The organism is Paenibacillus sp. 2TAF8 (assembly GCF_052114825.1).
Classification (GTDB): Bacteria; Bacillota; Bacilli; order Paenibacillales; family Paenibacillaceae; genus Paenibacillus.
Genome location: NZ_JBFRFN010000009.1, coordinates 233,519 through 256,262 on the forward strand (window position 1 = coordinate 233,519; position 22,744 = coordinate 256,262).

Below are 22,744 nucleotides of genomic sequence, written 5' to 3' on the forward strand. Positions count from 1 at the left end.
GGATGAGGACTCATGACGACATTGGTGCGCTTACATGGAGTATCAAAAGAATGGAACGGAAACGAATTGTTTGCCGGATTAAATCTTGAAATTAACGAAGGCGAACGACTTGCCATACTGGGCCGTAATGGATGCGGCAAAACCACACTTTTAAGGATCATACTCGGAGAAGAGGAGGGGGGTGGACGGATTGATCGTCAACTTCCTTTGTCGGAGTGGGGGTTCATGCGTCAGCGTTCAGAGGTACCGAATGGAATAAATGTATTGGACGCAGTAAGGCGGGAGAGTGGACGAATCGATGAGATTAAACGGAAGCTGGAAGAACTGGAGCGTCGATTGAGTGCTGCCGATGCTGCCGAAGATACCTCCTTGCTTGACGAATATGCTCGTTCAATGGAGGAATATGAGCAATTGAACGGGTACATGTGGGAAACAAAGGTGGAAAAGGTATTAACCCGTCTCGGTTTGACGACAGAACACTGGAGCAGGCCCTATCACTCGCTCAGCGGTGGTCAGAAAACGAAGGCACGGCTTGCAGGACTGCTGGTCAGCAATCCCAAGTTTCTGATTCTGGATGAACCGACCAACCACCTGGATGAGGAGAGCATGCGCTGGCTGGAGACGTGGTTATCCGCTTACGAGGGGACGGTATTGTTTGTATCCCATGACCGGACATTTATTGACCGGGTAGCGACCAGCGTGATTGAATTTAGTGCAGAAAAACTGACGAAATATAAAGGTGGTTACACCGATTACAAAGGCCATAAAGAGCGAGAGCTGAAGGAACAGGAGACGATATATCGCAAGCAACAGTTGGAACGTAAAGCACTGGAGGAGACCATTCGTAATTATCAGCTGTGGTTCCATAAAGCTCATAACTCGGCAGGAGGCCAAGAGGTGAAGATTACCCAGAGCTTCTACAAGGCCAGAGCCAACAAAAATATTTCGCGTTATCATGCCAAACAGAAGCAGCTGGAACGGCTCGAAAATGAGCGGGTGGATAAACCGCGGGAAGCGACGAAACTGAATATGGAGCTACAGATGACTTCACTCGGTGCACGTCAACTTCTTGCACTGGAGGGAGTAAGTTTTTCGTACGATCTCAAGAAGACATTCCTTCATGATTTGCGTATTGCAGTGGAACGTGGGGATCGGCTTGCCGTGCGTGGAGCAAACGGGACGGGCAAGAGCACACTCCTGAAATTAATGGTCGGAGAGCTACAGCCTTCTGAGGGTGAAGTGAGCCGTCATCCCCAGCTTAGCATCGGTTATTTCTCACAAGAGCTGGAGGGTTTGCCTGAGAAGGCAACACTGCTGGACAGCTTACTGGTTCTTCCTTCTATGACGCAAAGTGCTGCGAGAACTATCCTGGGATGTTTTTTATTTTCAAGAGAAGATGTGTTCAAACGCATTGGGGACTTAAGCATGGGAGAGAAATGCCGTGTAGCATTTCTACGGTTGTATTTCGGTGGTGCTAATCTGCTTGTACTGGATGAGCCAACGAATTATCTCGACATTGACACCCAGGAAGTGATGGAGAATGTGTTAAAAGAAGCCTCCGGCGCACTGGTTATCGTATCTCATGACCGGATGTTAACCCGATCTTTGGCGAACCGTCTGTGCGACTTAAAGCCGGATGGAACAGCATCGCTCTTCGAAGGCGGTGTGGCCGATTGGGAACAAACGTTGCAACTACGTGAGTCAGCACTAGACACACGTGATTCAGACGACGAACGTCTGCGGCTGGAGATGCGGCTGTCTGAATTACTTTCTCCGGTAAGCGCTGCTGGAGCAGAGCGATTGACGGCAACCGAGAATGAGGCCGAGAGGGAAGCGGAGGCGGCTGAGATTCGTGCCATTCAGCAGCGATTGAAAGAGCTGAGAGATCGAGGTGTTTCTGCAAATTAGCAACTGGGCAAGCTTGCTATTTCGCCGTATTTTGCATATAATAATGAACGATCATCGATCATTGGTATCGATAAAGGTTAGTTTAATTTAAACAAACGTATTGATGGAGACAAGTAAGCAGTGCCTCTGGACAGGGAGGAAGCGCCGTAGATTGAGAGCGTTTCTATAGAACCAGGCTGCCGAAATTCACTCCGGAGCGGTTCCCTGAACCTGATGATGTGTGCAAACACAGAGACGACAGTAGGGGTAAACGGTTAACGGTCGTTATTCCGTACAAAGTGAGACAGAACGTGTTGCAGAGCTCGATATGATGTGACAACGGGAGTCTAACAAGGGTGGTACCACGGTCTTTTCGTCCCTTTTGGGGAGAAAAGGCCTTTTTTTGTTGCAATTACAGCATATAAAGGAGGCAATTACACATGAAAGAACGTTTAGAAGCATTAAAGATCGAAGCGCTGGAGCAGTTGTCTGGCGTAAACGATCCGCAGACGCTGGCTGATCTGCGTGTAAAGTATTTGGGCAAAAAAGGGGCACTGACTGAGATTCTGCGCGGCATGGGTTCACTTAGTGCGGAAGAGCGTCCAGTCATTGGGCAAGTAGGTAACGAGGTTCGGGGAGCGATTGAAGAGGTCATCGACAGCAAACAGGAACAATTCCAGAAGGAAGAAACTGCGAAGCGTCTTCAATCCGAGAAGATTGATGTGACCTTGCCTGGGCGCCGCGGGCGTCAAGGCGGACTGCATCCGCTGACGAAAGTGGTGCAGGAGATCGAAGATATTTTCATCGGTATGGGATATCGTGTAGCAGAAGGTCCGGAAGTTGAGATGGACTATTATAACTTTGAAGCATTGAACCTGCCTAAGAATCACCCGGCGCGTGATATGCAGGATTCCTTCTATGTGACAGAGGATCTTTTGATGCGTACGCACACATCTCCTGTACAGGTTCGTACGATGCAGAGCATGAAAGGTGAAGTGCCTGTCAAAGTCATCTGCCCAGGTAAAGTATATCGCCGTGATGATGACGATGCGACACACTCCTTCCAGTTCCATCAGGTCGAAGGCCTTGTGATCAGTGAAAACATTCGTATGAGTGATCTGAAAGGAACGTTGCTGCAATTTGTGCGCGAAATGTTCGGGGCTCATACCGAAATTCGTCTGCGTCCAAGCTTTTTCCCGTTCACCGAGCCAAGTGCGGAAGTGGATGTAACTTGTGTGCAATGTGCTGGCAGCGGCTGTCGGGTTTGCAAACAAACAGGCTGGCTCGAAATCTTGGGGGGCGGCATGGTTCATCCGAAAGTGCTTGAGATGGGCGGATATGACCCGGAGAAATACAGTGGTTTCGCCTTTGGTATGGGTGTAGAACGGATTGCGATGCTGAAGTACGGCATTGATGACATCCGTCATTTCTATAACAGTGATCAGACTTTCCTGAAACAATTTGGACGGCTGTAAGCCTATTGAACGTCAATGAACGTCAAAACTAATATATAGATTAAGGAAGTGAACGTGCATGAGAGTATCGACAGATTGGCTGTCTGATTATATTGCCCTTGAAGGTGTGACGCCACAGGAGCTGGCAGAGAAAATCACCCGTGCAGGGATTGAGATTGATGTTGTGGAAAACCGTAACCAGGGCGTAAACAAGGTTGTTGTCGGTTACGTGAAGAGCAAAGAGAAACACCCGGATGCGGACAAACTGAATGTATGTCTCATTGATGCAGGCCAGGAGGAAGAGTTGCAGATCGTATGTGGCGCAAAAAATGTGGATGCGGGTCAAAAGGTAGCGGTAGCCCTTGTGGGTGCAAAGCTTCCAGGCGGGCTGGATATCAAAAAAGCGAAGCTGCGCGGCGTAGTATCGCTCGGTATGATCTGTTCTGCGAAAGAGCTTGGCATGAACGACAAATTGCTGCCGAAGGATCAACAGGAAGGTATTCTTGTGCTGCCGGAAAACACGGAGATTGGCACGCCAATCAGCCAAGTGCTCGGTCTGGACGATCATGTGCTGGAACTAGACTTGACGCCGAACCGTTCCGACGCTTTGAGTATGCGCGGTGCAGCGTATGAAGTAGGTGCCATTCTGGGACGTGAAGTGACACTGCCGAATCCAAAAGAGCAGTTGGTTGAAGCTGGCGATGAAGCGGCTAATCACATTTCTGTAGAGATCAAAGCACAGGAGCAATGCAGTCACTATGCAGCTCGTTATGTGACTGGCATCAAGCTGGGAGCTTCCCCGCTTTGGATGCAAAACCGTCTCATGGCAGCGGGCGTTCGTCCGATCAACAATATCGTAGATATTACGAATTATGTCATGCTGGAATACGGTCAGCCACTGCACGCGTTTGATGCGGATAAGCTGGATAACGGTCGCATTGAAGTGCGTATGGCACATGAAGGCGAAACGATTGTGACATTGGATGGTCAGGAACGCAAACTGGAGCCGCACATGTTGCTCATTACCGATGGTGTAAAACCTGTCGCTATCGCTGGGGTAATGGGCGGTGAAAACTCCGAGGTATCGGAGGGCACCGTTAATCTGTTGCTGGAGTCCGCCAAGTTTGATGGCGGAACGGTTCGGAAGACGTCGCGCCAACTGGGGCTGCGTTCCGAAGCAAGCTTGCGTTTTGAAAAAGAAGTAGACCCGGGTGCTGTCATTACGGCTCTGGACCGTGCGGCTGAACTCATTCAGCGTTATGCATCAGGCCAAGTACATCAGGGTATTGTTCAAGCTGGTGCTGAAGCTTCTGAGAAACGTGTCATTCAAATGTCCCTGGACAGACTCAACCGTTATCTGGGAACAGATCTGTCACTGCTTGAGGTGAAAACGATCTTTGCTCGTTTGCATTTTGCATGCGGAGATGCGGAGCAGGGCGTTCTAGATGTTGAAGTGCCGACACGCAGAGGAGATATCACGCTTGATGTCGATCTGTTTGAAGAGGTTGCCCGCCTGTACGGATATGACAACATTCCAACAACATGGATCGAAGGTCCAACCACACCGGGGGCTTACACTCGTCCTCAAGCCATTCGTCGTACGATTCGTGGTGTAATGTCTGGAACGGGCTGGCAGGAAATGATCAGTTATTCCTTTGTTCATCCGGACAAAGCGGTTCTGTTCCCTGCACTGACTCAAGGAAGCAAAGCGGTTAAGCTGGCTATGCCGATGAGTGAGGATCGCAGTGTGCTGCGGACGAGCATTTTGCCACAGATGCTGGATGCTGCTGTATACAACATGAACCGGAAGCAGGATTCGCTCGCTGTGTTTGAAGTAGGCAGTGTTTTCTTCACGGAGGAAGAGAAGCTGACCAAGCAACCGCATGAAATTCCAGTTTTGGCTATGTTGCTTACGGGTAACCGTTCAGCTCAGCAATGGAATGTTGGAGCAGAGAAGGTGGACTTCTTTGACCTGAAAGGTGCACTTGAGAACCTGTTTGCTTACATGGGACTGGAGCAACGTATCCGTCTGGTGGCAAACAGTCCGGAAGGATTCCACCCGGGACGTTCTGCTTCCGTATATTTGGATGGTAAAGATGGCAGTGAAGGCACATTGATTGGTACACTCGGTCAGTTGCATCCAGAACTGCAGCAACAATATGATCTGAATGATGTTTATGTTGCTGAAATCGCCCTTGAAGCAATTTATAAGGAAGCAGATGCGGATATCCGTTATCGTGAGCTTCCGCGCTTCCCGGCAATTGAGCGTGATATTGCGGTGGTCGTAAGCAAGGATATTGAAGCTGGCGATATGCTTCGTACCATTCGTGAATCTGCAGGTGAATTGTTGCAGACGGTACAGGTATTCGATGTATTCACAGGCAGCAAGCTTGGCGAAGACAAGAAAAGTGTGGCCATGGCTCTGGTCTACCGGAATCGTGAGCGCACGTTGACAGACGAGGAAGTTACCGAAGTTCATGCGCGTGTGGTAACACGTCTGGAAGAGCAATTCGACGCAGAACTGCGCAAATAGGATAGAAGTCAATTTTTTGAACAAAGATTAGCAGGAATTGCTTGAAGTCACATCGAATCCTTAGCATTAGAGGATCGATGTGACTTTTTTGTCATTACAGCTTAGAATCAACATACAGACTTGAAGGAGGGCACAACTGTGACAACACCTGATCGTACACGCGTCACCGTAGAGATCTACGGGACTTCCTATAAACTGGTTGGCAGCAGTGCCGACTATATGAAACAAGTAGCTAATCTGGTAGATGAGCGTATGAGCGCTATCTCCAAAAGTCATTCCCGTTTGGATACGCCGCGTATTGCTGTACTTGCGGCCGTACATATGGCTGAGCAGTCTCTTCAGACGCAAGAAATCCGAAACGAGCTCAAAATGCTTACAGGGGAACGAACAGAGCTTCGAAATGAATTGAATCGGTTAAACGCCATACAGAGTGAGCACCAGAAAGAACTGCAGTTACGAGATCAGTCTCTTGCTGAAATGAAGCAACAGAAGATTGAAGCTGAACAGGCTTTGCAAAAATTGACAGCAGATAAGCAGGCTGAGGTATCCAAGCTGAATGCTTTGCTGGAACAAGAGCGGAGTCAGACAAAGGATCAGATTCAGAAGCTGCAAGCACAAGCCGCTGCGCAACTCAAAGAGGCGGAAGCGAAAGCTAATTCACGTGTGAAGGAGGCAGAGGAAAAAGCGGCTAATCAGCTCAAACAAGTGCAGGCACAATTTGCCTCACAGCTTAAAGAAGCGCAGAACCGTGCGGTAGCCGAACTGCAGCAGATGCAGGCCAAAGCGGCAACTCAGTACAAAGAGCTACAGGACAGGACTGCAGCACAATTGAAGGAAGCGGAGAGCCGTGCGTTAGCAGAGCGCCAGAAAGTGCAGGCTCAAGCGGCGCAGCAGGTGCAAGCAGCCAAGGAAGAAGCCGAGTCAGCTATTTTGTCCGAGTTGGAGCAGGCCGAGGTGAAATTGAAGCAGGTGCAGGAAGAGTCAGCTCTTCAATACGGCGAGCTTGAAAATCAAATGAAGCAGCGTCTGGAGCAAGCTGAGCTGAATGCACGTAAGCAGGCAGATGCATTCGAAGTGCAGGCAAAACAGGAGCGTGAAGCACTGCTTGCTGATGCCGAGCAGAAACGTCAGGTTGCCATTGAGCAATTGCAGGCTGAATTCAATGCTCTTTCCGAGCAGTCCGAACTGGAATGGATGGAGAAAGAGGCAGTATATGAAGAGCAATTAAAAGAAGAGCAAGAAGCGGCGGCTACCCGTGCTGCGGAAGCGGAGTCAGCATCTAAGGAACTGCTTCAACAAGAGCAGGCCAAGCTAGGACGTCAGCTTGAGGAAGAACGTACGCAGGCCAAGGCTCGCATAACTGAGATAACGGAACAGCTGGCAGAGGTGCAGAGTCAGCTTCAACATGCACAGGAAGTGGTTTCCGAGCAGGAACAATTACTTCAGGCGGAGCGTACCCAAACGGAGTCACTGCGTCAGGAACATGAGATCTACATGCAGGAGCAGGAGATTCAGGCACGCCGAATTACAGAGCTTCAGCAGCAATTGCAGCAGCTGAAAGGTGATAGCACTGATCTTCAAAACAAACTTCGTGAGACGGAGCAGTCGTTGAAACAGACACAGGAGTCTCAGCAACAATGGCAAGAGCAATATAATGAAGCGGTGGATCGTGAATCGGCGCTTACAGCTCAGTTGCGTAAGCTTCAGGAGCAGCATGCCCAGCTTGAACAGGATGCGCAGCATCTGCTTGAAGCAGAAGCGAAGTCTGAAGAGGAGCAACGCAGACTGCATAAGGTGCTTGAGCAGGCACATGCAGCTGTGCGTACATTGCAAAATGAGATTACTGCACTTACGGAGAAAGAACGGTCATGGAAAGATCTCGCCGAACAGAGACTGGCTGATATTGGCGATCTGGAGAATCAGATTTTAGAAGCAACGGAGCAGAACGAATCGTTGGAGTCTGGTGTCCAGTCCTTGCATGATGAACTCACGGTCGTGAAGGAAGAGGCTAAGCTCTATAATGAAGAAGCCGTTCGATATGAGAAAGAAAACGAGACTCTGCAAGCGAAACTCAAATCATTAAATGAAGAACTATATGACACTCGTAATGAGTTGAATGATAATCGTAAGGAGTTAGAGGATAATCGTAAGGAATTAGAGGATAATCATCAGAACTTAAATAATACTCGTGATGAATTGCATAGTGCTCAAGAGGAATTAATCCGTCTGCAAGAGCAATATAAGCAGATCCGTAACGATTATAGTGATGCTCTTCAACGGGAGGAGAATGTTGGCTCCCGGATGAGTGAACTTGAAGCGGAGAAGCAAGAGTTAGAGGTTGCGCTAAACGAAGCAAGGCAGTCCGCTGAGCAGCTTGCCAAGCGTTATACGGAGCAGGCGAATCAGCTTGCGCAGACAGAAGAGGAAGCACTCGAATGGCAAATTAAACATGAAGATCTGTCTGCCCATCAAACGGAGTTGTCTACTCGTATCCAGCAATTGACGACACGCGAAGAAGAACTTCGCTCGCAATTAGAAGAGGCAACCCGGGCGATTGAACAAAACGAACAGGTTTGGCAGATTCGTGCGGACGAATGGGCGACACAGGAACAAACGTGGCAGGAGCGCTGGACAGCTCTGGAGGATGAAGTGACCGCATGGCAGCGTGAGAGTGCAGCAAGTTCCGAGAAGCTGGAGGAATTAACACAGGAACGAGATCAGTTGTTGAAGGAACAATCGCAACGGGAGCAACAGCAAGCCGAGGCTGATGAAGAGAAACAAATGTTGGAGAATGAACTCCGTGAAATAGGTGAACGTTATGAACTGGCAGCCAACCAACTTCGGTTACTACAGGTCGAGCGGGAAATGGAACAAGAAAAGGCGGAGCAGCTCAATACGGAATATCGTCAGCTGCACGATGAATATACGAAATTACAGACGGAATATAACGAATGGATTGAATTGATTGAGCAGGATCAGACCTAATGAATAGACTCTTTCGTCTGTGTATGTGCTGACAAGCGAACTCTTGCATAATTTGTTATAATACAAAAAGAGCTCCCGTCGCTGCGGGGGCTCTTGTATTGATAAATTATTCTTCCACAATAATTTTGGAGATCATACTGCTGTGACCGGGACCGCAAACGATGGCACATGACATTTCGAACTCTCCGACTTTGTCCGGGATAATGACTTTGGAATTTTTTTGGGTGTCCAACCGAAGTTTGAACTCAGGCACAAGCAAACCGTGATTTCCGTTGACGTTTTCATAAATAATTTTAACAGGCACGTCTTTTTTAAGTCGGTATTCAGGTTGCTCGAATTCGTAGTTGCTTGCTTTGATTACGAGTTGTTCACTGGCTGTAATTTCTGGCTCGGATGCTTCAGAGTCTTTGGCGCTTCCGCATGCAGTAAGAATCAGGATGAACATACAGGCAGCAAGCCATGTTATACCTTTTTTCATTAAGTGCCTCCTTCAACATGTGAGATGGATAAAATTTGAATGATTTCTCAAATCATCATACCGCAATCTGACGATGCCTGACCATGTCGGGTATGACGTTTTTTTGAAAATTAATCAAGCTTGAATTCTCATCAACGTAAAAAACGTAAAATATGAAAAAACCTCTTCAGGCCAAAGGCCATCCGAGGTTTCATTTCTTGTGAGAAGTAGCCAGTTCGAGTAGACTTTGATTAGCTTTTGGAGCTGCGTCCGGCATCAAACGGTGTGGATACCGGAATAAACAGATCGATAATCCCGATGACCAGAGCGGCGAGAATGGCACCGAGCAGGCTGACCTCAACGTGATCAACCACATATTGACCCAGCCAAATAACCAGTGCACTCACGATAAAGCCGACGATTCCACGACCAAAAGGGTTGACTCTTTTGCCAAAGATGCCTTCAACGATCCAGCCCAGCAAGGCAATGACCAAGGCAAGCATCAACGCGCTCCAGAAACCACCAACGGCGAAACCGGGAACGATCCAGCTTACAACCATTAAGACGATAGCTGCAATAATAAAACGTACGACATGGCCCAGAAAATTCATGGGGATACCTCCTTTGTTCAGATTGGATTGAGCTTAAACATGGGAACTCTAAGTGAGTAAAATGAATAGCACAATCCTGACACCTGTAGTTTGTGGCGACATGTCTCAAGTTATGTGTGGAAGGATTCGTTAAATAGCGCAACAAAGTTTCTTTCGTTATAATAACAGGTATAGTTTGGAAGGAGTTGTACATTTGGACACGAAAATATTACACACATTGGAATATCGCAAAATTCTAAATACATTGATGAGCTTCGCTCAAACATCATTGGGCAAGAAAAAAGTGGAGCAACTTGAGCCGAGTAGTGATCTGGAAGAAGTAAAACGTTTACTTCAACAAACGGATGAAGCTTTTACCTTTGAGCGTCTGAAAGGTTCTCCGTCTTTTGGCGGGATTGTAGACATTACTGCTTCCGTGAAACGGGCTGAAATTGGAGGTACACTTAATCCGCATGAACTGCTGGGGATCTCCAATACAACACATGCGGCCAGACGTTTGAAACGTCAGATTGCAGCCCTTCATGAGGATGAACCGATTGAGTCGCTCTTCTATATCAGTGACCAATTGTCCGAGCAGAAGGAGCTTGAAGATGCGATTCGTATCTGTATCGACGATAATGCGGAAGTTTCTGATAGTGCGAGTGTGACGCTGGCACAGATTCGCCGTGAATTACGCGGGGGAGAAGCTCGCATTCGTGAAAAGCTGGATTCTATGATTCGTTCGTCCACCGTATCCAAAATGCTGCAAGATCAGCTCATTACGATCCGTGGAGATCGATTTGTTATTCCTGTCAAAGCGGAATACCGCTCCTATTTCGGGGGCATTGTCCATGACCAGTCAGGATCAGGGGCAACACTGTTCATTGAGCCGGAATCCATCGTGGCTATGAACAATAAATTACGTGAAACCCGGATTCGGGAAGAGCGCGAAATTGAAATTATTTTGCAGAAATTGACGGCCTTTGTCAGCGAGCAGGGTGAGTGGTTGTTATATGATGTCGATTTGCTGGCATCGCTTGATTTTATTTTTGCCAAAGCACGTTTAGCCCGTGAACTGAAAGCAACATTGCCTCGAATGAACGACAGGGGTTTCCTCAAGCTGAAAAAAGGACGTCATCCGCTGATTTCGATTGATCATGTTGTTCCAATTGATATTGAGCTTGGTAACGATTATACCTCTATTATCGTGACTGGACCAAACACGGGTGGTAAAACGGTAACCTTGAAAACCATTGGTCTATTGAGCTTGATGGCCATGTCGGGGTTGTTTGTTCCAGCAGAGGACGGCAGTCAGCTATGTGTATTTGATGCCATTTATGCCGACATTGGTGACGAGCAGAGTATCGAACAGAGTCTTAGTACTTTCTCTAGCCATATGACCAATATCATTCGTATTTTGAAAAATATGACGCCAAAAAGTCTTGTGCTGCTGGACGAGCTTGGAGCAGGGACAGACCCGGCGGAAGGTTCAGCACTTGCAATCTCCATGCTGGAGCATATGCACCGGACAGGCTGCCGGATGGTGGCAACGACGCACTACAGTGAGCTGAAAGCATACGCCTATGAGCGTAAAGGCGTGATTAATGCCAGCATGGAATTTGATATCAATACTCTGAGCCCGACATACCGTCTCTTAGTCGGTGTACCAGGACGCAGTAACGCATTTGCGATTGCAGAGCGTCTAGGACTTCCCGGTTACATTTTGGATTACGCCCGCGGTGAAGTGAAGGAAGAAGATCAGCGGATTGAACATATGATCGCTTCGCTCGAAGAGAACCGTCTTACAGCTGAACAAGAGCGTGAAAAGGCAGAGGCTCTTCGCCAAGATATGGAGAAGTTGCGCAGCCGTCATCAAGCCGAACTTGAAAAGCTGGAACAACAGCGTGACCGCCGAATCGAAAAAGCAGAGGATGATGCTCGCAGCATCGTAGACAAGGCTCGTGCCGAAGCGGAGAAAATCATTGCTGATCTTCGCCAGCTCGCTTTGGAGGAGGGGGCATCTGTCAAAGAGCATAAATTAATTGCTGCTCGGAAACAGTTGGATGAAGCAGAGCCGGAGAAACGCAGAAAAACCGTCAAAAAAACGGCGGTACCAAAAGCCCGCGCGATCGGCCCTGGGGATGAAGTTCTTGTCTACAGTCTCAATCAGAAGGGGCATGTTGTGGAGATGGCTGGCAGTAAGGATGCTGTTGTGCAGCTCGGTATTATGAAAATGAAGGTATCGCTGGATGATTTGGAACTGCAGCAGGTAGCCCCAGCAACGAAGCAGGCAAAACAAAAACCGGTTACAGGCGTGAAACGTACTCGGGATGATAATGTGAAGAGCGAGCTGGATCTGCGGGGGGCTAACTTGGAAGAGGCACTGATGGAAGCGGATCGTTTCATTGATGAAGCATTTCTTGCCAACTTGGGTCAAGTGTATATCATCCATGGTAAAGGTACAGGAATTTTGCGTACGGGTATTCAGGATTACTTGCGGAAGCATAAACATATTAAAAGCTATCGTCTGGGCAATTACGGAGAAGGCGGCAATGGTGTAACCGTCGCAGAACTGGAATAGCCTGAACTTGAATGAAAAATATCTGCTGTTCAGACAAACTGGACAGTAGATTCGGAAGGAGAATGGGGAGTGAAAGAAGCGATTGACGGACTACTGTCTCATCCCTTAGGGATGGTCCTCGGTTTCTTCTCGGTTGCAATCATGGAGTTGCTCGTTTTTCTGGCGTGCTTCGAACTGGTGACCAAGTATAAATGCTGGACGGAAATCAAAAAAGGGAATGTTGCTGTTGCAATGGCTACAGGGGGGAAAATCTTCGGTATTTGCAATGTGCTACGTTTTTGCATTCAGGCGAAATCTTCAGTATATGAAGCGATGACATGGTCCTTTGTCGGGTTTGTTTTGCTGTTGATTGCATACTTTTTGTTTGAGTTCCTGACGCCAGTGTTTTCAATTGACCGGGAGATTGAAGCGGATAATCGTGCAGTCGGATTGATATCGATGATCATTTCTGTCTCACTGTCCTTTGTTATTGGCGCAAGCATTATCTAGGGGGATCGATGATGAAAATATTGATACGGATTTTGTTTGCGGCATCGATTGTATTTTTTGCCATCGGTGTAATCTATGTGCTGAATACGTGATTATCTGAAAGAGAAAGGTTGATACATGATGGAAACAACAGTATGTCCTTGGTGCCAAACAGAAATTGTGTGGGATGAGGAACTTGGGCCAGAAGAAGAATGTCCGTATTGTCACAATGAATTGAAGGGTTATCGTACACTGAACATTAACATCGGTGACGAAGAGGTCGAAGAAAGCGAAGAAGACTTTGCTGCTCAGGATATTACAAACGATAAAGAGCAAGTGTCGGATCTAACTTCATTATGGGGAGATGAAGTGGAGCTGAAATTGCCGGAACTGAGAACATTGAACAAATATGCAGACGAGGGTAATGATCTGATTCAGTATGAACAAGGTGTGGAGAAGCAATTGGATCAGCAAGAGGAAGTGCCTGAGTGTCCAAATTGCCGGGAATTTATGATCCTTGCTGGAACACAGGCAGCTAGTCAAGATACGTTTACACCGATTACTAATGCGGCTTCAGGCAAAGGTTCCGTATTGTCACCTCCATTTACTGTGCTGACCTATGTATGCTCCGGTTGTTTTCAGGTTCAATACAGTTTGTCTGAAGATGACCGCCTACGGTTGATTCAGAACTTGAGTGCACAGTAATTAATCATATACAATCAGTAAGCTAAATTTTATATAAACCAAAATTTCATCATGTTTTCCTTCTGCTTGGGGTAGGTTAAGCCTAAGAAAAGCCTGTTCATGTTATTGCTTCAGGTGATCAAGGAGGGGCAGATGAAGATTACTTTGGGAAGACAATCCATTCTGCTTTTGGGCGTGAATGGATTGTTTGCGTTAGCCGGAGCGTTGTCCGGTACGTTTTTGAACGTGTTTCTCTGGAAAAGCCGCCCGGATTACGCCATGCTCGGCTGGTTTACCATCAGTCAGCAGCTCGCCATCGGTATTACGTTTTGGCTAGCTGGAAAGTGGGTCAAAGAGTATAACAAAATGAGTGCGCTCAGACTGGGCATTGCGTTATCCGGAATTTTCTATATGCTCGTTCTATGGACGGGTGCAAGTGCCGTGGATTGGATCTGGCCGCTTGGGTTGCTGTTAGGTTGTGCACTTGGGCTGTTCTGGATTGCCTTTAATGTGGTGTATTTTGAAATTACGGATCGGAAAAATAGAGATTTGTTTAATGGCTGGGTTGGGCTGTTGGGCTCCATGACAGGCATTATAGGACCATGGTTTTCGGGTCTTATCATTTCTCGTATGGTAGATAATACTGGCTATCGGCTGATATTTACCGTATCCCTTGTCATTTATATCATTGCCGTGATCTTTAGTTTTTTTCTAAAGAAACGAAAAGTCAGCGGTACATACCGCTGGTCAGAGCCAATCCGTCAGCTATCGGTAGCAAAAAGCCCATGGCGACCACTGGCTATGGGGTTAATTGCCCAGGGAGCGCGGGAAGGTGTATTTGCTTTTCTGATTGCTTTACTTGTATATCTGGCGACAACACAAGAGTATAAACTTGGGCAGTTCTCACTCATTACTTCGGCCGTAGCTCTAGCCAGTTATTGGGCTGCAGGAAAATGGTTTAAACCGCAGTATCGATCCAAAGGGATGCTGACAGGTTCTATTTTGTTGCTTGTGGTGCTATTCCCTCTGCTCTGGAAAGTAACTTACGGGACGCTGCTTTTTATGGGGATCGGAAGCGCAATAGCAATGCCACTATATATTTTGCCGATGATCTCCGCAGGTTTCGACATGATGGGCACGAGCGGCGAAAATGTGGAAAAAAGGGTAGAACTTGTCGTATTGAGAGAGCTGTGCCTGATGACTGGTCGACTTTTTGGGCTGACTATATTTATGATCACCGTAGTGAATTCGCCATCCACTGCAATGTTAGTTTGGCTCATTATTATCTTGGGTGCTTTTCCGCTTATTGGCTGGATGTTTATGCGTAGGCTTTTGGTGGAGACTGCTCCTCGTGATTCGTAAATTTGATTTGATATTCATATGAATAGGGTACAGCATAGGGAAGGGTTATTTTCCCTTAGCTGTACCCTTTGTAATTTGGATCTGGACACGAAGAGTTACTAATGAGTGAATTTCTCTTTCTTGTTTTTCACCCTTTTTTTTACATTGGTGATGGTTTGCTGGTTCTTGTCAGGGAGAATAACTTCATATCTTCATTCGGAGTACCGATGATAGCATCTGCAATCAAGGATGCCGCGATCATACTGTACACCGTTCCATTCCCCCCATATCCTTCAACAAAATATGAATGTGGATAATCCGGATGAGTACCGATAAGCGGGAGACCATCATGCGTATTACCAAACACAGCGCCCCAGGCATAATCCACTTCAAGCGCATCCGACGGGAAATAGGACTGGACTTCTTCAAGTAACACATCGCCTTGATTCCTCGCACGTAACTCACGCTGATCTTGCGCAGGTATTTCCTCATCAAGCCCACCCACAATAATTCGATTGTCTGGCGTAGTACGCATATAAAGATAAGGGCGGGCTGTTTCCCAAATCATGGCTTGCTCATGCCAACGGCTCAGGTCTGGCAGAGGTTTGGTCGTAATTGCATACGTTGCTTTGAGATAGGCTCCCTTGTCTTTTTTGATTTCCTGAGTTTCATATCCAGCTGCATACACAACCTGTTTAGCTCGAATTTTGCCATGTGAGGTGTGACACCATACCCCTTCATCATCATAGTCGCAGTGAATCATTTCGGTTTGTTCGTAAATTAGTGCCCCATGTTGGGCAGCTGATTCAAACAAGCTTTGAACAAAGCGAAAGGGATTTACTTCCGCATCTCCTTTTGTGTACAAAGCCGCCGGTTTTTCAAATGGAAAATAATGTTTGATCTGATCTGTATTCCATAGCTCTGCATCAAATCCATACTTTTGCAGTGTTTGATACTCTTCCTCCAGCATTGCAACATCTTCCTCAGAGCTAGCAAAGCAAAAGCTGTTCCGCGGAATAAACCACGGATCGGTCTTGAGACTTCCAGCAATTTCGGTAAGCTGTTTCATCGCATCACGGCATAGCTGATAAAAGCGTACACCTTTCGCTTCTCCAAATGTGTTAATACACGAAGTCAATGATTTGTCATTGGTATATTGTAGCAGTCCAGTATTGGCAGAACTGCTGCCATGTGCAATTTTACGCTTATCAATTACAACGGTATCCAAGCCGCGCTGTGCAAGCAATCTGGAAGTAAGTGCTCCTCCCATACCGCCGCCTATAATCAGGCAGTCACACGAGATGTCATCATTTAAAGAGGGATAGTCAATATGCGTTTTATAGGTAGAAGGCCAGTAAGGCGTACCATAGACGAGATCCATTAGAACCAGCTCCTTTGTCTTCACATTGGTATAGTTTTGTCATTCAAGGTAACAATAAATTCGCATAAACTTTAGATCTAGGAGGTACGACGTACATGCAGCATTCACAATTGCAAGCCCTGAGTCCAAAAGAATTGAACTACATCGCGGATTCCATCTCGAACGAGGAGATGCTGATCAAGCAATGTGCAGCCACAGCTTCTATATCCACACATCCGGCGATTCAGCAGGCATTGAATCAATATGTTCGCTCTCATGAGCAACATATGAACACATTGATTCAAACCTTGCATCAGCATCAATCTCTTGCACCTTCCCAATCACAATAACTTCACATTTACAGGTAGTTTGCAACAATAAATCAGCAAAATAGGAGGAAAATACATGTATAATCAAACCGGTACTTTTATGCAAGAACAAGATTTGTTAAAAACGATTCTTGCAGACCTGAGACGAACTTCGCGCGAATACACGACGGCCACAACAGAATCTTCCTGTCCCATGGTTCGAAGTATGTTCAATGATTTGACGAATGATACACTTCGCCTGCAAGGCGAGCTGTTTAACCTGATGCAGCAGAACAATATGTATTCGGCTTCCGCCAAAGCACCACGTCAGGACCTGGACAAGCAGATTCAATCTGCACACCAGGCACAGCAGAAATGTCAACAATTTGTGCAGGAGAAAAATGCGCAAAACACTCCTTATGGTCAAGTGCCCAATGTAACTCCGCGTCAACCGAATTACGGCAACCCTTATTACATGTAACCTGTAGATAAGGGGTTTGAAGCATATCCCTACAGACCATACCACCGCTTGCCTGAATTGAAGGCAGGCGGTCTTTTGTCTATGCATCAACGTTAAATTCATGTAATATAAGTATTAATTCATTTTAGGAACCTGGATGACGCTGGAGGGAAAACGATGAAAGAGTTGAACGATCTGCAACTCAAAGTTCTGGATCTGTTGAAGGAAGACGCGAGAAGGACTCCCGCACTGCTGTCAACGCTGCTGGGGGAGTCGGAAGATAAAATCAAAGCTGCTGTAGCTCAGCTTGAAGAAGAACACGTCATCGTTAAATATGCAACGGTAGTGAACTGGAGCAAAATTGATGATGAGAAAGTGACGGCCCTGATCGAAGTTCAGATTACACCCGAGCGTGGGCGTGGCTTTGAAGGGATTGCTGAACGTATCTATCTTTATCCGCAAGTGAAGTCCGTTTACCTCATGTCGGGAGCCTATGATCTACTTGTTGAAGTAGAAGGCGGCAATCTGCGTGAAGTGGCTAACTTTGTATCGGAGAAGTTGTCTCCGATTGATTCAGTACTGTCAACCAAGACGAATTTTATTCTTAAAAAATATAAGCAGGACGGGATTATTTTTGAAGACCATCAGGAAGACAACCGTCTCATGATCTCGCCGTAAAGGAAGATGTGTCATGATAGTGAATGAACAGACAACAGGTAATAACAAAACGATGTCCTCATATTTGGCTCCGCTGGTTAAGCAAATTCCCCCATCCGGCATTCGTAAGTTTTTTGATCTGGTGGGTGACAACAAGGATATCATTACATTAGGCGTAGGTGAGCCGGATTTCGTAACACCATGGCATATGCGTGAAGCTTGCGTATACTCACTTGAAAGAGGTATGACTAGTTATACATCGAATGCAGGTATGCCGAAGCTGCGTGAAGCACTTAGCGATTATTTGGAGACACAATTTGACACGAAGTATGATCCAAAAGATGAGATTATTGTCACCGTAGGTGGAAGTGAAGCGATTGACCTTGCATTGCGTGCATTAATTGTACCTGGAGATGAAATTCTGATCCCGGAGCCTTCCTATGTAGCCTACTCACCCATTGCATCCATCGGCGGAGGTATCCCTGTTGGTGTGGAGACGTATGCGAAGGATCAGTTCAAGGTAACCGCTGAAGCGCTGGAAGCTAGCATTACACCGAAATCAAAGGTCGTTATTCTATGTTATCCAAGTAATCCAACAGGAGCTATCATGACTTATGAAGAATGGCTTCCTATCGCGGAAGTTATCAAAAAACATGATCTGATCGTGATTGCTGACGAAATTTACGCTGAATTGACGTATAATCAAAAACATGTCAGCTTTGCTGCGATTCCTGATATGAAAGAGCGCACGATTCTGGTGAGCGGTTTTTCCAAGGCGTTTGCGATGACTGGCTGGCGAATCGGATACATGTGCGGACATCCTGAACTCATAGGAGCAATGCTCAAAATTCATCAGTACACGGTGATGTGTGCACCGGCTATGGGGCAGGTTGCTGCGCTCGAAGCACTGACGAATGGACTCGGTGAGAAAGACCGAATGGTAGAATCTTATAATCAGCGTAGACGTTTGATTGTACAGGGATTCCGGGATATCGGACTTGAATGTCATGAACCTCAAGGGGCATTCTATGCTTTTCCAAGTATTCAAAAGACAGGTCTGAGTTCTGATCTGTTTGCTGAACGATTGTTGACGGAGAATAAGGTTGCTGCTGTTCCAGGTAACGTGTTTGGCCCACAAGGAGAAGGGTTCTTACGTTGCTCTTATGCGACTTCAGTGTCCCAGTTGAATGAAGCTTTGGAACGTATCGGAAATTTTGTTTACAAAGTTCAAAAAGAGGGTTAATAGTTCGAAAGAAACACAATATAAACAAGGTGTTTGGAACTTTTCCAAAAAAATACTTTCTTTTACAAAATATTATGATATAATTTCAATTTGAAATGAGATTTCATATATTTGGAAAATAATTTTCCGAGGAGGGGTTAGCTTTGTTTTGTGTTGAATATGATTTACCGACGAATCGTGGACACGTTCTGGCAGAAGGCGATCATGGCGACCGATGGTCGGTGAACCCTGATCACGCATCCTTGCATAACATTTCCTTGGAAGATGAGATCCGTATGCTTCGGAGTAAGATGGAACAGATTTTCCTAGAAGAGAAATCATTTACATCCGATGTTGTGATTGAGATCAGCAGTCTGCTGGATTTGAAGATTAACGAATACATGAAGGCTAATCCGGTCAAACCGAAGTAACCATTGATTTGAAGGATATATACTTCGATTATACGTTTGAAAAGAAATAGGTTAACATAGGGAAGAAGGAGATCCGAAAGGGTCTCTTTTTTGCTGTGTGCCTCGATTTGCGTTTAGATGAGAGAGGTTATTTTTTTGCGTGGAACAATTGTGATATATTGGACTTAGGAGACTAAAGGGGGAGCTGGAATGAAAAGATTTTGGGGACTTGCCGCAATAATTTCATTAATCTTTGTATTAGCTGGGTGTGGCGGCAAGGATGGGTTTACAGTGTTTATTATTGATAATCAAGGAAATCCAACCGGTATTTCAGAGCAGTTGCAAACGAATTTGCAGAAAAAGCTCGGTGAAGAGCCGAAAGTCGAAATTATTACAAGTGCGATGTATGATGTTCAAAAAGTATTGGTTGAATATGCTGCAGGTAGCCACGACATCTTCATTCTGCCGGAAAATGATATGAAACAGTATGGTCAGAACGGCTCGAATGTTCCGCTGGACGATACCTTTGATGCCAAAAAATATAAACGTGGCGTATTTGAAGGATCCGTATTGGTCGAAAAAGGGAAGGGCGACGATGGTTCTGATATGAAAAAGGAAACTCATCTTTACGGTATTCCGCTTGAGGATATGCAAATGTTCAAGGATGTAAACTATGCACCGAGCAACATGTTCGCCACCATTCCATTATCAGCAGCTAACAAAGAAGAGTCAAAAAAAGTACTTAAAGCGTTGACAGAATAAACATTGCTGTAGAGATTAGGTATGGAAGGAGGGAACGGATTGCTGATTACGGTCACAGGTGGCATAGGTAGCGGAAAAACGCGCTTTGCGTTGAAATATGCGGCTCAAATGAGTCGGGAAGGTGTATATTTATCCACTGGTGATCATGATCCCGTTATACCCGAATTACCATCCGCTCATTATCGTGCCATTCAGGTGGGAAACGGCCTAAAACTTGCAGAAGTGGTGACCCAGATTAATCGGGAATCCAATCTGTTTCTGGCCGATCAGCGCATTTTGATCGTGGACAGTTTGACATCCTGGATGGCGGCGAGTTTCAGGGAAGCAACTGATTTTCATCAACAACGGATGGAAACACAACGATTACTGGATGCACTGCTGTCCTATCAGGGCAAAATACTCATCATTACAAACGAGATGCATGGTAGCTTGCGTCCGTCGGAAGAGGAACGTATTTTTGCTGCGAGAATGGCTTCGGTTAACCGAATTCTACAGACCCATGCAGAGCAGATCTATATGCTGGTATCCGGCCTCGCCATTGATCTGAAAGGTCAACAATTGCGTTATGAAGATTAGAAAAGACAAGTATGAGATGATCGGGTGAAATATTTCAACATCTGTTATATAGCTTAAATGCACAATTGGAGGGAATATGATGGGTATATATACACGAACTGGTGACGAAGGCCAGACTTCCGTGATCGGAGGCCGAGTTATCAAGGATGATGACCGGGTAGAAGCTTATGGTACGATTGATGAATTAAATTGTTTTGTGGGTCAAGCGATTAGCCTGATTGACTCTGCCAATGGGAAGTTTGAGGATCTGCGTGAACATCTGCTCGAAGTGCAGCAGGAGCTGTTTGACTGTGGATCAGATTTGGCTTTTGTGCGTATAAGTGAGACAAAGTACAAGGTAAGGGATGAAATGGTTACACGTCTGGAACAGTGGATCGATCAATACGATGCCGAAAATCCTAAAGTAGAACGTTTTATTATACCTGGTGGAAGTCAACTCTCATCTGCACTGCATGTATGCCGGACGGTATGCCGCCGTGCAGAGCGCCGTACCGTCACGCTGGGACAGCATACGGATATTAATCCGTCGGTGCGCCGGTATTTGAACCGTCTATCGGATTATTTCTTTGTTGTTGCACGGACAGCCAATGCAAGACAACAAGTTGCGGATATTGAATATGTGCGGAGCAAAAAAGTATTCCGCCGCAAAGAATGAGCCTGTATTATGCGCCGATTGCCTACAGGGTTACCGAAGTGGAGGACGGCTGGCTGCTAAAGACCGTGCTTCAGAAGCGGCTGCAGGTTTCACGCAAGCTTTTATCCAAAATCAAGCTGACCGAGCAAGGTGTTATGCTGAATGGTGAACGGGTATACATTAGTGTCAAGGTGAGCGCGGGTGATCTGGTGGAGGTTCGGATGGAGCAGGAGGAGTCAGATGATATTCTGCCGGAGCCTATTCCGTTTACCGTGCTATATGAAGATGAACATCTGCTGATCGTGAACAAAGATGCCGGAATTATCGTGCATCCGACCCATGGGCACTACACGGGTACTTTGGCTAATGGTGTGGTGCATTACTGGCAACAAAAAGGCGAGAAATTCCGTTTCCGGCCTATCCACCGATTGGATCAGGAGACATCCGGTGTGCTGGCAATCGCCAAAAATCCGTATGTGCATCAGCATGTATCAGAGCAGATGATCGCGGGCACTGTGGATAAAAAATATATCGCGCTGGTGCATGGTAGCCCTGCTCCAGAACATGGAGCAGTCGACGGCCCAATTGACCGCGACCCGGAAGAGCCGCATCGCCGTATTGTTACACCAGACGGATATGCAGCCAGAACGCTTTACTCAACGCTCTCACGTTGGTCAGATGGTAGTGCCAGTGCTGTAAGCCTGAAACTCGAAAGTGGGCGAACACATCAGATCCGGGTACATATGACGTCCATTGGTTGCCCGCTGATAGGTGATCGAATGTACAAAACGTTGCCTGTACATCATGTGGAGGAGCGGACTATGGGTATTCGAGAGGAACGGGATACGTGGATTGAACGCCAAGCGCTGCATGCGTGTGAACTGATATTCGAACATCCGATTCTTCGGGAACGAATGACGTTCCGGGCCCCACTGCCGCCAGATATGGCAGCACTGGAGAAACGCTTGGATACAGAGGCAGCCCCAAGAGAAACGGTGCAAAAAGCAGAGGCTAACAATCAAGTGGAAAATTAACAACGGACCTAGGACAGCAGAAGAGCGCCGGTAATTAAAGGTTCCCCAACGTTCAGCGAGCAAAGCGCCTGAACAGCACGCCGAAGGCTAAAAAGGTTTCGGAGCTTTGAGTTTTTGAGCCGTAGAGCTCAGGGAGCAAAGCGCCTGAACAGCACGCCGAAGGCTAAAAGGGTTTTGAAGCTTTAAGGTTTTGAGCCGTAGAGCTCAGCGAGCAAAGCGTCTGAACAGCACGCCGAAGGCTAAAAGGGTTTTGAAGCTTTAAGGTTTTGAGCCGTAGAGCTCAGCGAGCAAAGCGTCTGAACAGCACGCCGAAGGCTAAAAGGGTTTTGAAGCTTTAAGGT

At 46.7% G+C, this 22,744-nt stretch carries 20 protein-coding genes; 17 read left to right on the top strand and 3 right to left on the bottom strand.

The window, feature by feature from the left end; genetic code table 11:
- Positions 1-12 precede the first annotated feature (12 nt).
- The 4 genes from abc-f to AB4Z30_RS16180 all read left to right on the top strand — a co-directional run bounded on the left by abc-f (position 13) and on the right by AB4Z30_RS16180 (position 8,859).
- Entirely contained in the window at positions 13-1,908 is a 1,896-nt protein-coding gene (gene abc-f / locus AB4Z30_RS16165; RefSeq protein ID WP_441928124.1) for a ribosomal protection-like ABC-F family protein, read from the top strand.
- 419 nt (positions 1,909-2,327) lie between these two features.
- On the top strand, positions 2,328-3,362 hold the full coding sequence (gene pheS / locus AB4Z30_RS16170) for a phenylalanine--tRNA ligase subunit alpha (RefSeq protein WP_441928126.1): 1,035 nt from the start codon (positions 2,328-2,330) through the stop codon (positions 3,360-3,362).
- 58 nt (positions 3,363-3,420) lie between these two features.
- Positions 3,421-5,874, top strand: coding sequence for a phenylalanine--tRNA ligase subunit beta (gene pheT / locus AB4Z30_RS16175; RefSeq protein WP_441928128.1), 2,454 nt, complete (start codon positions 3,421-3,423; stop codon positions 5,872-5,874).
- A gap of 138 nt (positions 5,875-6,012) precedes the next feature.
- Positions 6,013-8,859 (top strand): hypothetical protein, encoded by a 2,847-nt coding sequence (locus AB4Z30_RS16180; protein WP_441928130.1) that lies wholly within the window; start codon positions 6,013-6,015, stop codon positions 8,857-8,859.
- Positions 8,860-8,965: 106 nt separating this feature from the next.
- Here AB4Z30_RS16180 and AB4Z30_RS16185 read toward each other — a convergent pair whose 3' ends face one another.
- Together AB4Z30_RS16185 and AB4Z30_RS16190 are read right to left on the bottom strand one after the other, a co-directional pair.
- A complete protein-coding gene (locus AB4Z30_RS16185; RefSeq protein ID WP_441928132.1) occupies positions 8,966-9,337 on the bottom strand; it encodes a cytochrome C oxidase subunit II in 372 nt (123 codons plus the stop codon).
- A 230-nt stretch (positions 9,338-9,567) separates the two neighbouring features.
- On the bottom strand, positions 9,568-9,927 hold the full coding sequence (locus AB4Z30_RS16190) for a phage holin family protein (protein ID WP_090922244.1): 360 nt from the start codon (positions 9,925-9,927) through the stop codon (positions 9,568-9,570).
- Positions 9,928-10,120: 193 nt separating this feature from the next.
- Here AB4Z30_RS16190 and AB4Z30_RS16195 point away from each other — a divergent pair, with 193 nt between their 5' ends.
- The 4 genes from AB4Z30_RS16195 to AB4Z30_RS16210 all read left to right on the top strand — a co-directional run bounded on the left by AB4Z30_RS16195 (position 10,121) and on the right by AB4Z30_RS16210 (position 15,001).
- On the top strand, positions 10,121-12,487 hold the full coding sequence (locus AB4Z30_RS16195; protein WP_441928134.1) for an endonuclease MutS2: 2,367 nt from the start codon (positions 10,121-10,123) through the stop codon (positions 12,485-12,487).
- A 111-nt stretch (positions 12,488-12,598) separates the two neighbouring features.
- Positions 12,599-12,976, top strand: a complete 378-nt coding sequence (locus tag AB4Z30_RS16200) for a DUF350 domain-containing protein (protein WP_441928167.1) — start codon at positions 12,599-12,601, stop codon at positions 12,974-12,976.
- Positions 12,977-13,093: 117 nt separating this feature from the next.
- The gene (locus AB4Z30_RS16205; RefSeq protein WP_441928136.1) at positions 13,094-13,660 is read left to right on the top strand and encodes a hypothetical protein; all 567 of its coding nucleotides are present in this window, start codon (positions 13,094-13,096) and stop codon (positions 13,658-13,660) included.
- A 132-nt stretch (positions 13,661-13,792) separates the two neighbouring features.
- Entirely contained in the window at positions 13,793-15,001 is a 1,209-nt protein-coding gene (locus AB4Z30_RS16210; RefSeq protein WP_441928138.1) for an MFS transporter, read from the top strand.
- 139 nt (positions 15,002-15,140) lie between these two features.
- On the opposite strand, the gene AB4Z30_RS16215 is transcribed toward AB4Z30_RS16210, so the two are convergent.
- Positions 15,141-16,361, bottom strand: coding sequence for an NAD(P)/FAD-dependent oxidoreductase (locus AB4Z30_RS16215; RefSeq protein ID WP_441928140.1), 1,221 nt, complete (start codon positions 16,359-16,361; stop codon positions 15,141-15,143).
- A gap of 95 nt (positions 16,362-16,456) precedes the next feature.
- Between AB4Z30_RS16215 and AB4Z30_RS16220 the strand changes: the two genes are divergently transcribed.
- The 9 genes from AB4Z30_RS16220 (at position 16,457) to AB4Z30_RS16260 (ending at position 22,403) form a co-directional block, all read left to right on the top strand.
- A complete protein-coding gene (locus AB4Z30_RS16220) occupies positions 16,457-16,690 on the top strand; it encodes a hypothetical protein (protein ID WP_441928142.1) in 234 nt (77 codons plus the stop codon).
- A 55-nt stretch (positions 16,691-16,745) separates the two neighbouring features.
- Positions 16,746-17,129, top strand: a complete 384-nt coding sequence (locus tag AB4Z30_RS16225) for a spore coat protein (protein WP_441928144.1) — start codon at positions 16,746-16,748, stop codon at positions 17,127-17,129.
- A gap of 156 nt (positions 17,130-17,285) precedes the next feature.
- Positions 17,286-17,786: an Lrp/AsnC family transcriptional regulator gene (locus AB4Z30_RS16230; RefSeq protein ID WP_123065064.1), complete on the top strand. Its 501-nt coding sequence runs from the start codon at positions 17,286-17,288 to the stop codon at positions 17,784-17,786.
- Positions 17,787-17,799: 13 nt separating this feature from the next.
- Positions 17,800-19,008 carry an aminotransferase class I/II-fold pyridoxal phosphate-dependent enzyme gene (locus AB4Z30_RS16235; RefSeq protein ID WP_441928146.1) on the top strand — a complete coding sequence of 403 codons (1,209 nt, stop codon included), beginning with the start codon at positions 17,800-17,802 and terminating at the stop codon, positions 19,006-19,008.
- A gap of 143 nt (positions 19,009-19,151) precedes the next feature.
- The gene (locus AB4Z30_RS16240) at positions 19,152-19,418 is read left to right on the top strand and encodes an aspartyl-phosphate phosphatase Spo0E family protein (RefSeq protein WP_441928148.1); all 267 of its coding nucleotides are present in this window, start codon (positions 19,152-19,154) and stop codon (positions 19,416-19,418) included.
- Positions 19,419-19,607: 189 nt separating this feature from the next.
- Positions 19,608-20,159 carry a hypothetical protein gene (locus AB4Z30_RS16245; RefSeq protein WP_441928150.1) on the top strand — a complete coding sequence of 184 codons (552 nt, stop codon included), beginning with the start codon at positions 19,608-19,610 and terminating at the stop codon, positions 20,157-20,159.
- A 39-nt stretch (positions 20,160-20,198) separates the two neighbouring features.
- The gene (locus AB4Z30_RS16250; RefSeq protein ID WP_441928152.1) at positions 20,199-20,735 is read left to right on the top strand and encodes a bifunctional adenosylcobinamide kinase/adenosylcobinamide-phosphate guanylyltransferase; all 537 of its coding nucleotides are present in this window, start codon (positions 20,199-20,201) and stop codon (positions 20,733-20,735) included.
- A gap of 79 nt (positions 20,736-20,814) precedes the next feature.
- A complete protein-coding gene (locus tag AB4Z30_RS16255; protein WP_441928169.1) occupies positions 20,815-21,390 on the top strand; it encodes a cob(I)yrinic acid a,c-diamide adenosyltransferase in 576 nt (191 codons plus the stop codon).
- A complete protein-coding gene (locus AB4Z30_RS16260) occupies positions 21,387-22,403 on the top strand; it encodes an RluA family pseudouridine synthase (RefSeq protein ID WP_441928154.1) in 1,017 nt (338 codons plus the stop codon). The genes AB4Z30_RS16255 and AB4Z30_RS16260 overlap by 4 nt, the downstream gene beginning before the upstream one ends.
- Positions 22,404-22,744: the final 341 nt, after the last annotated feature.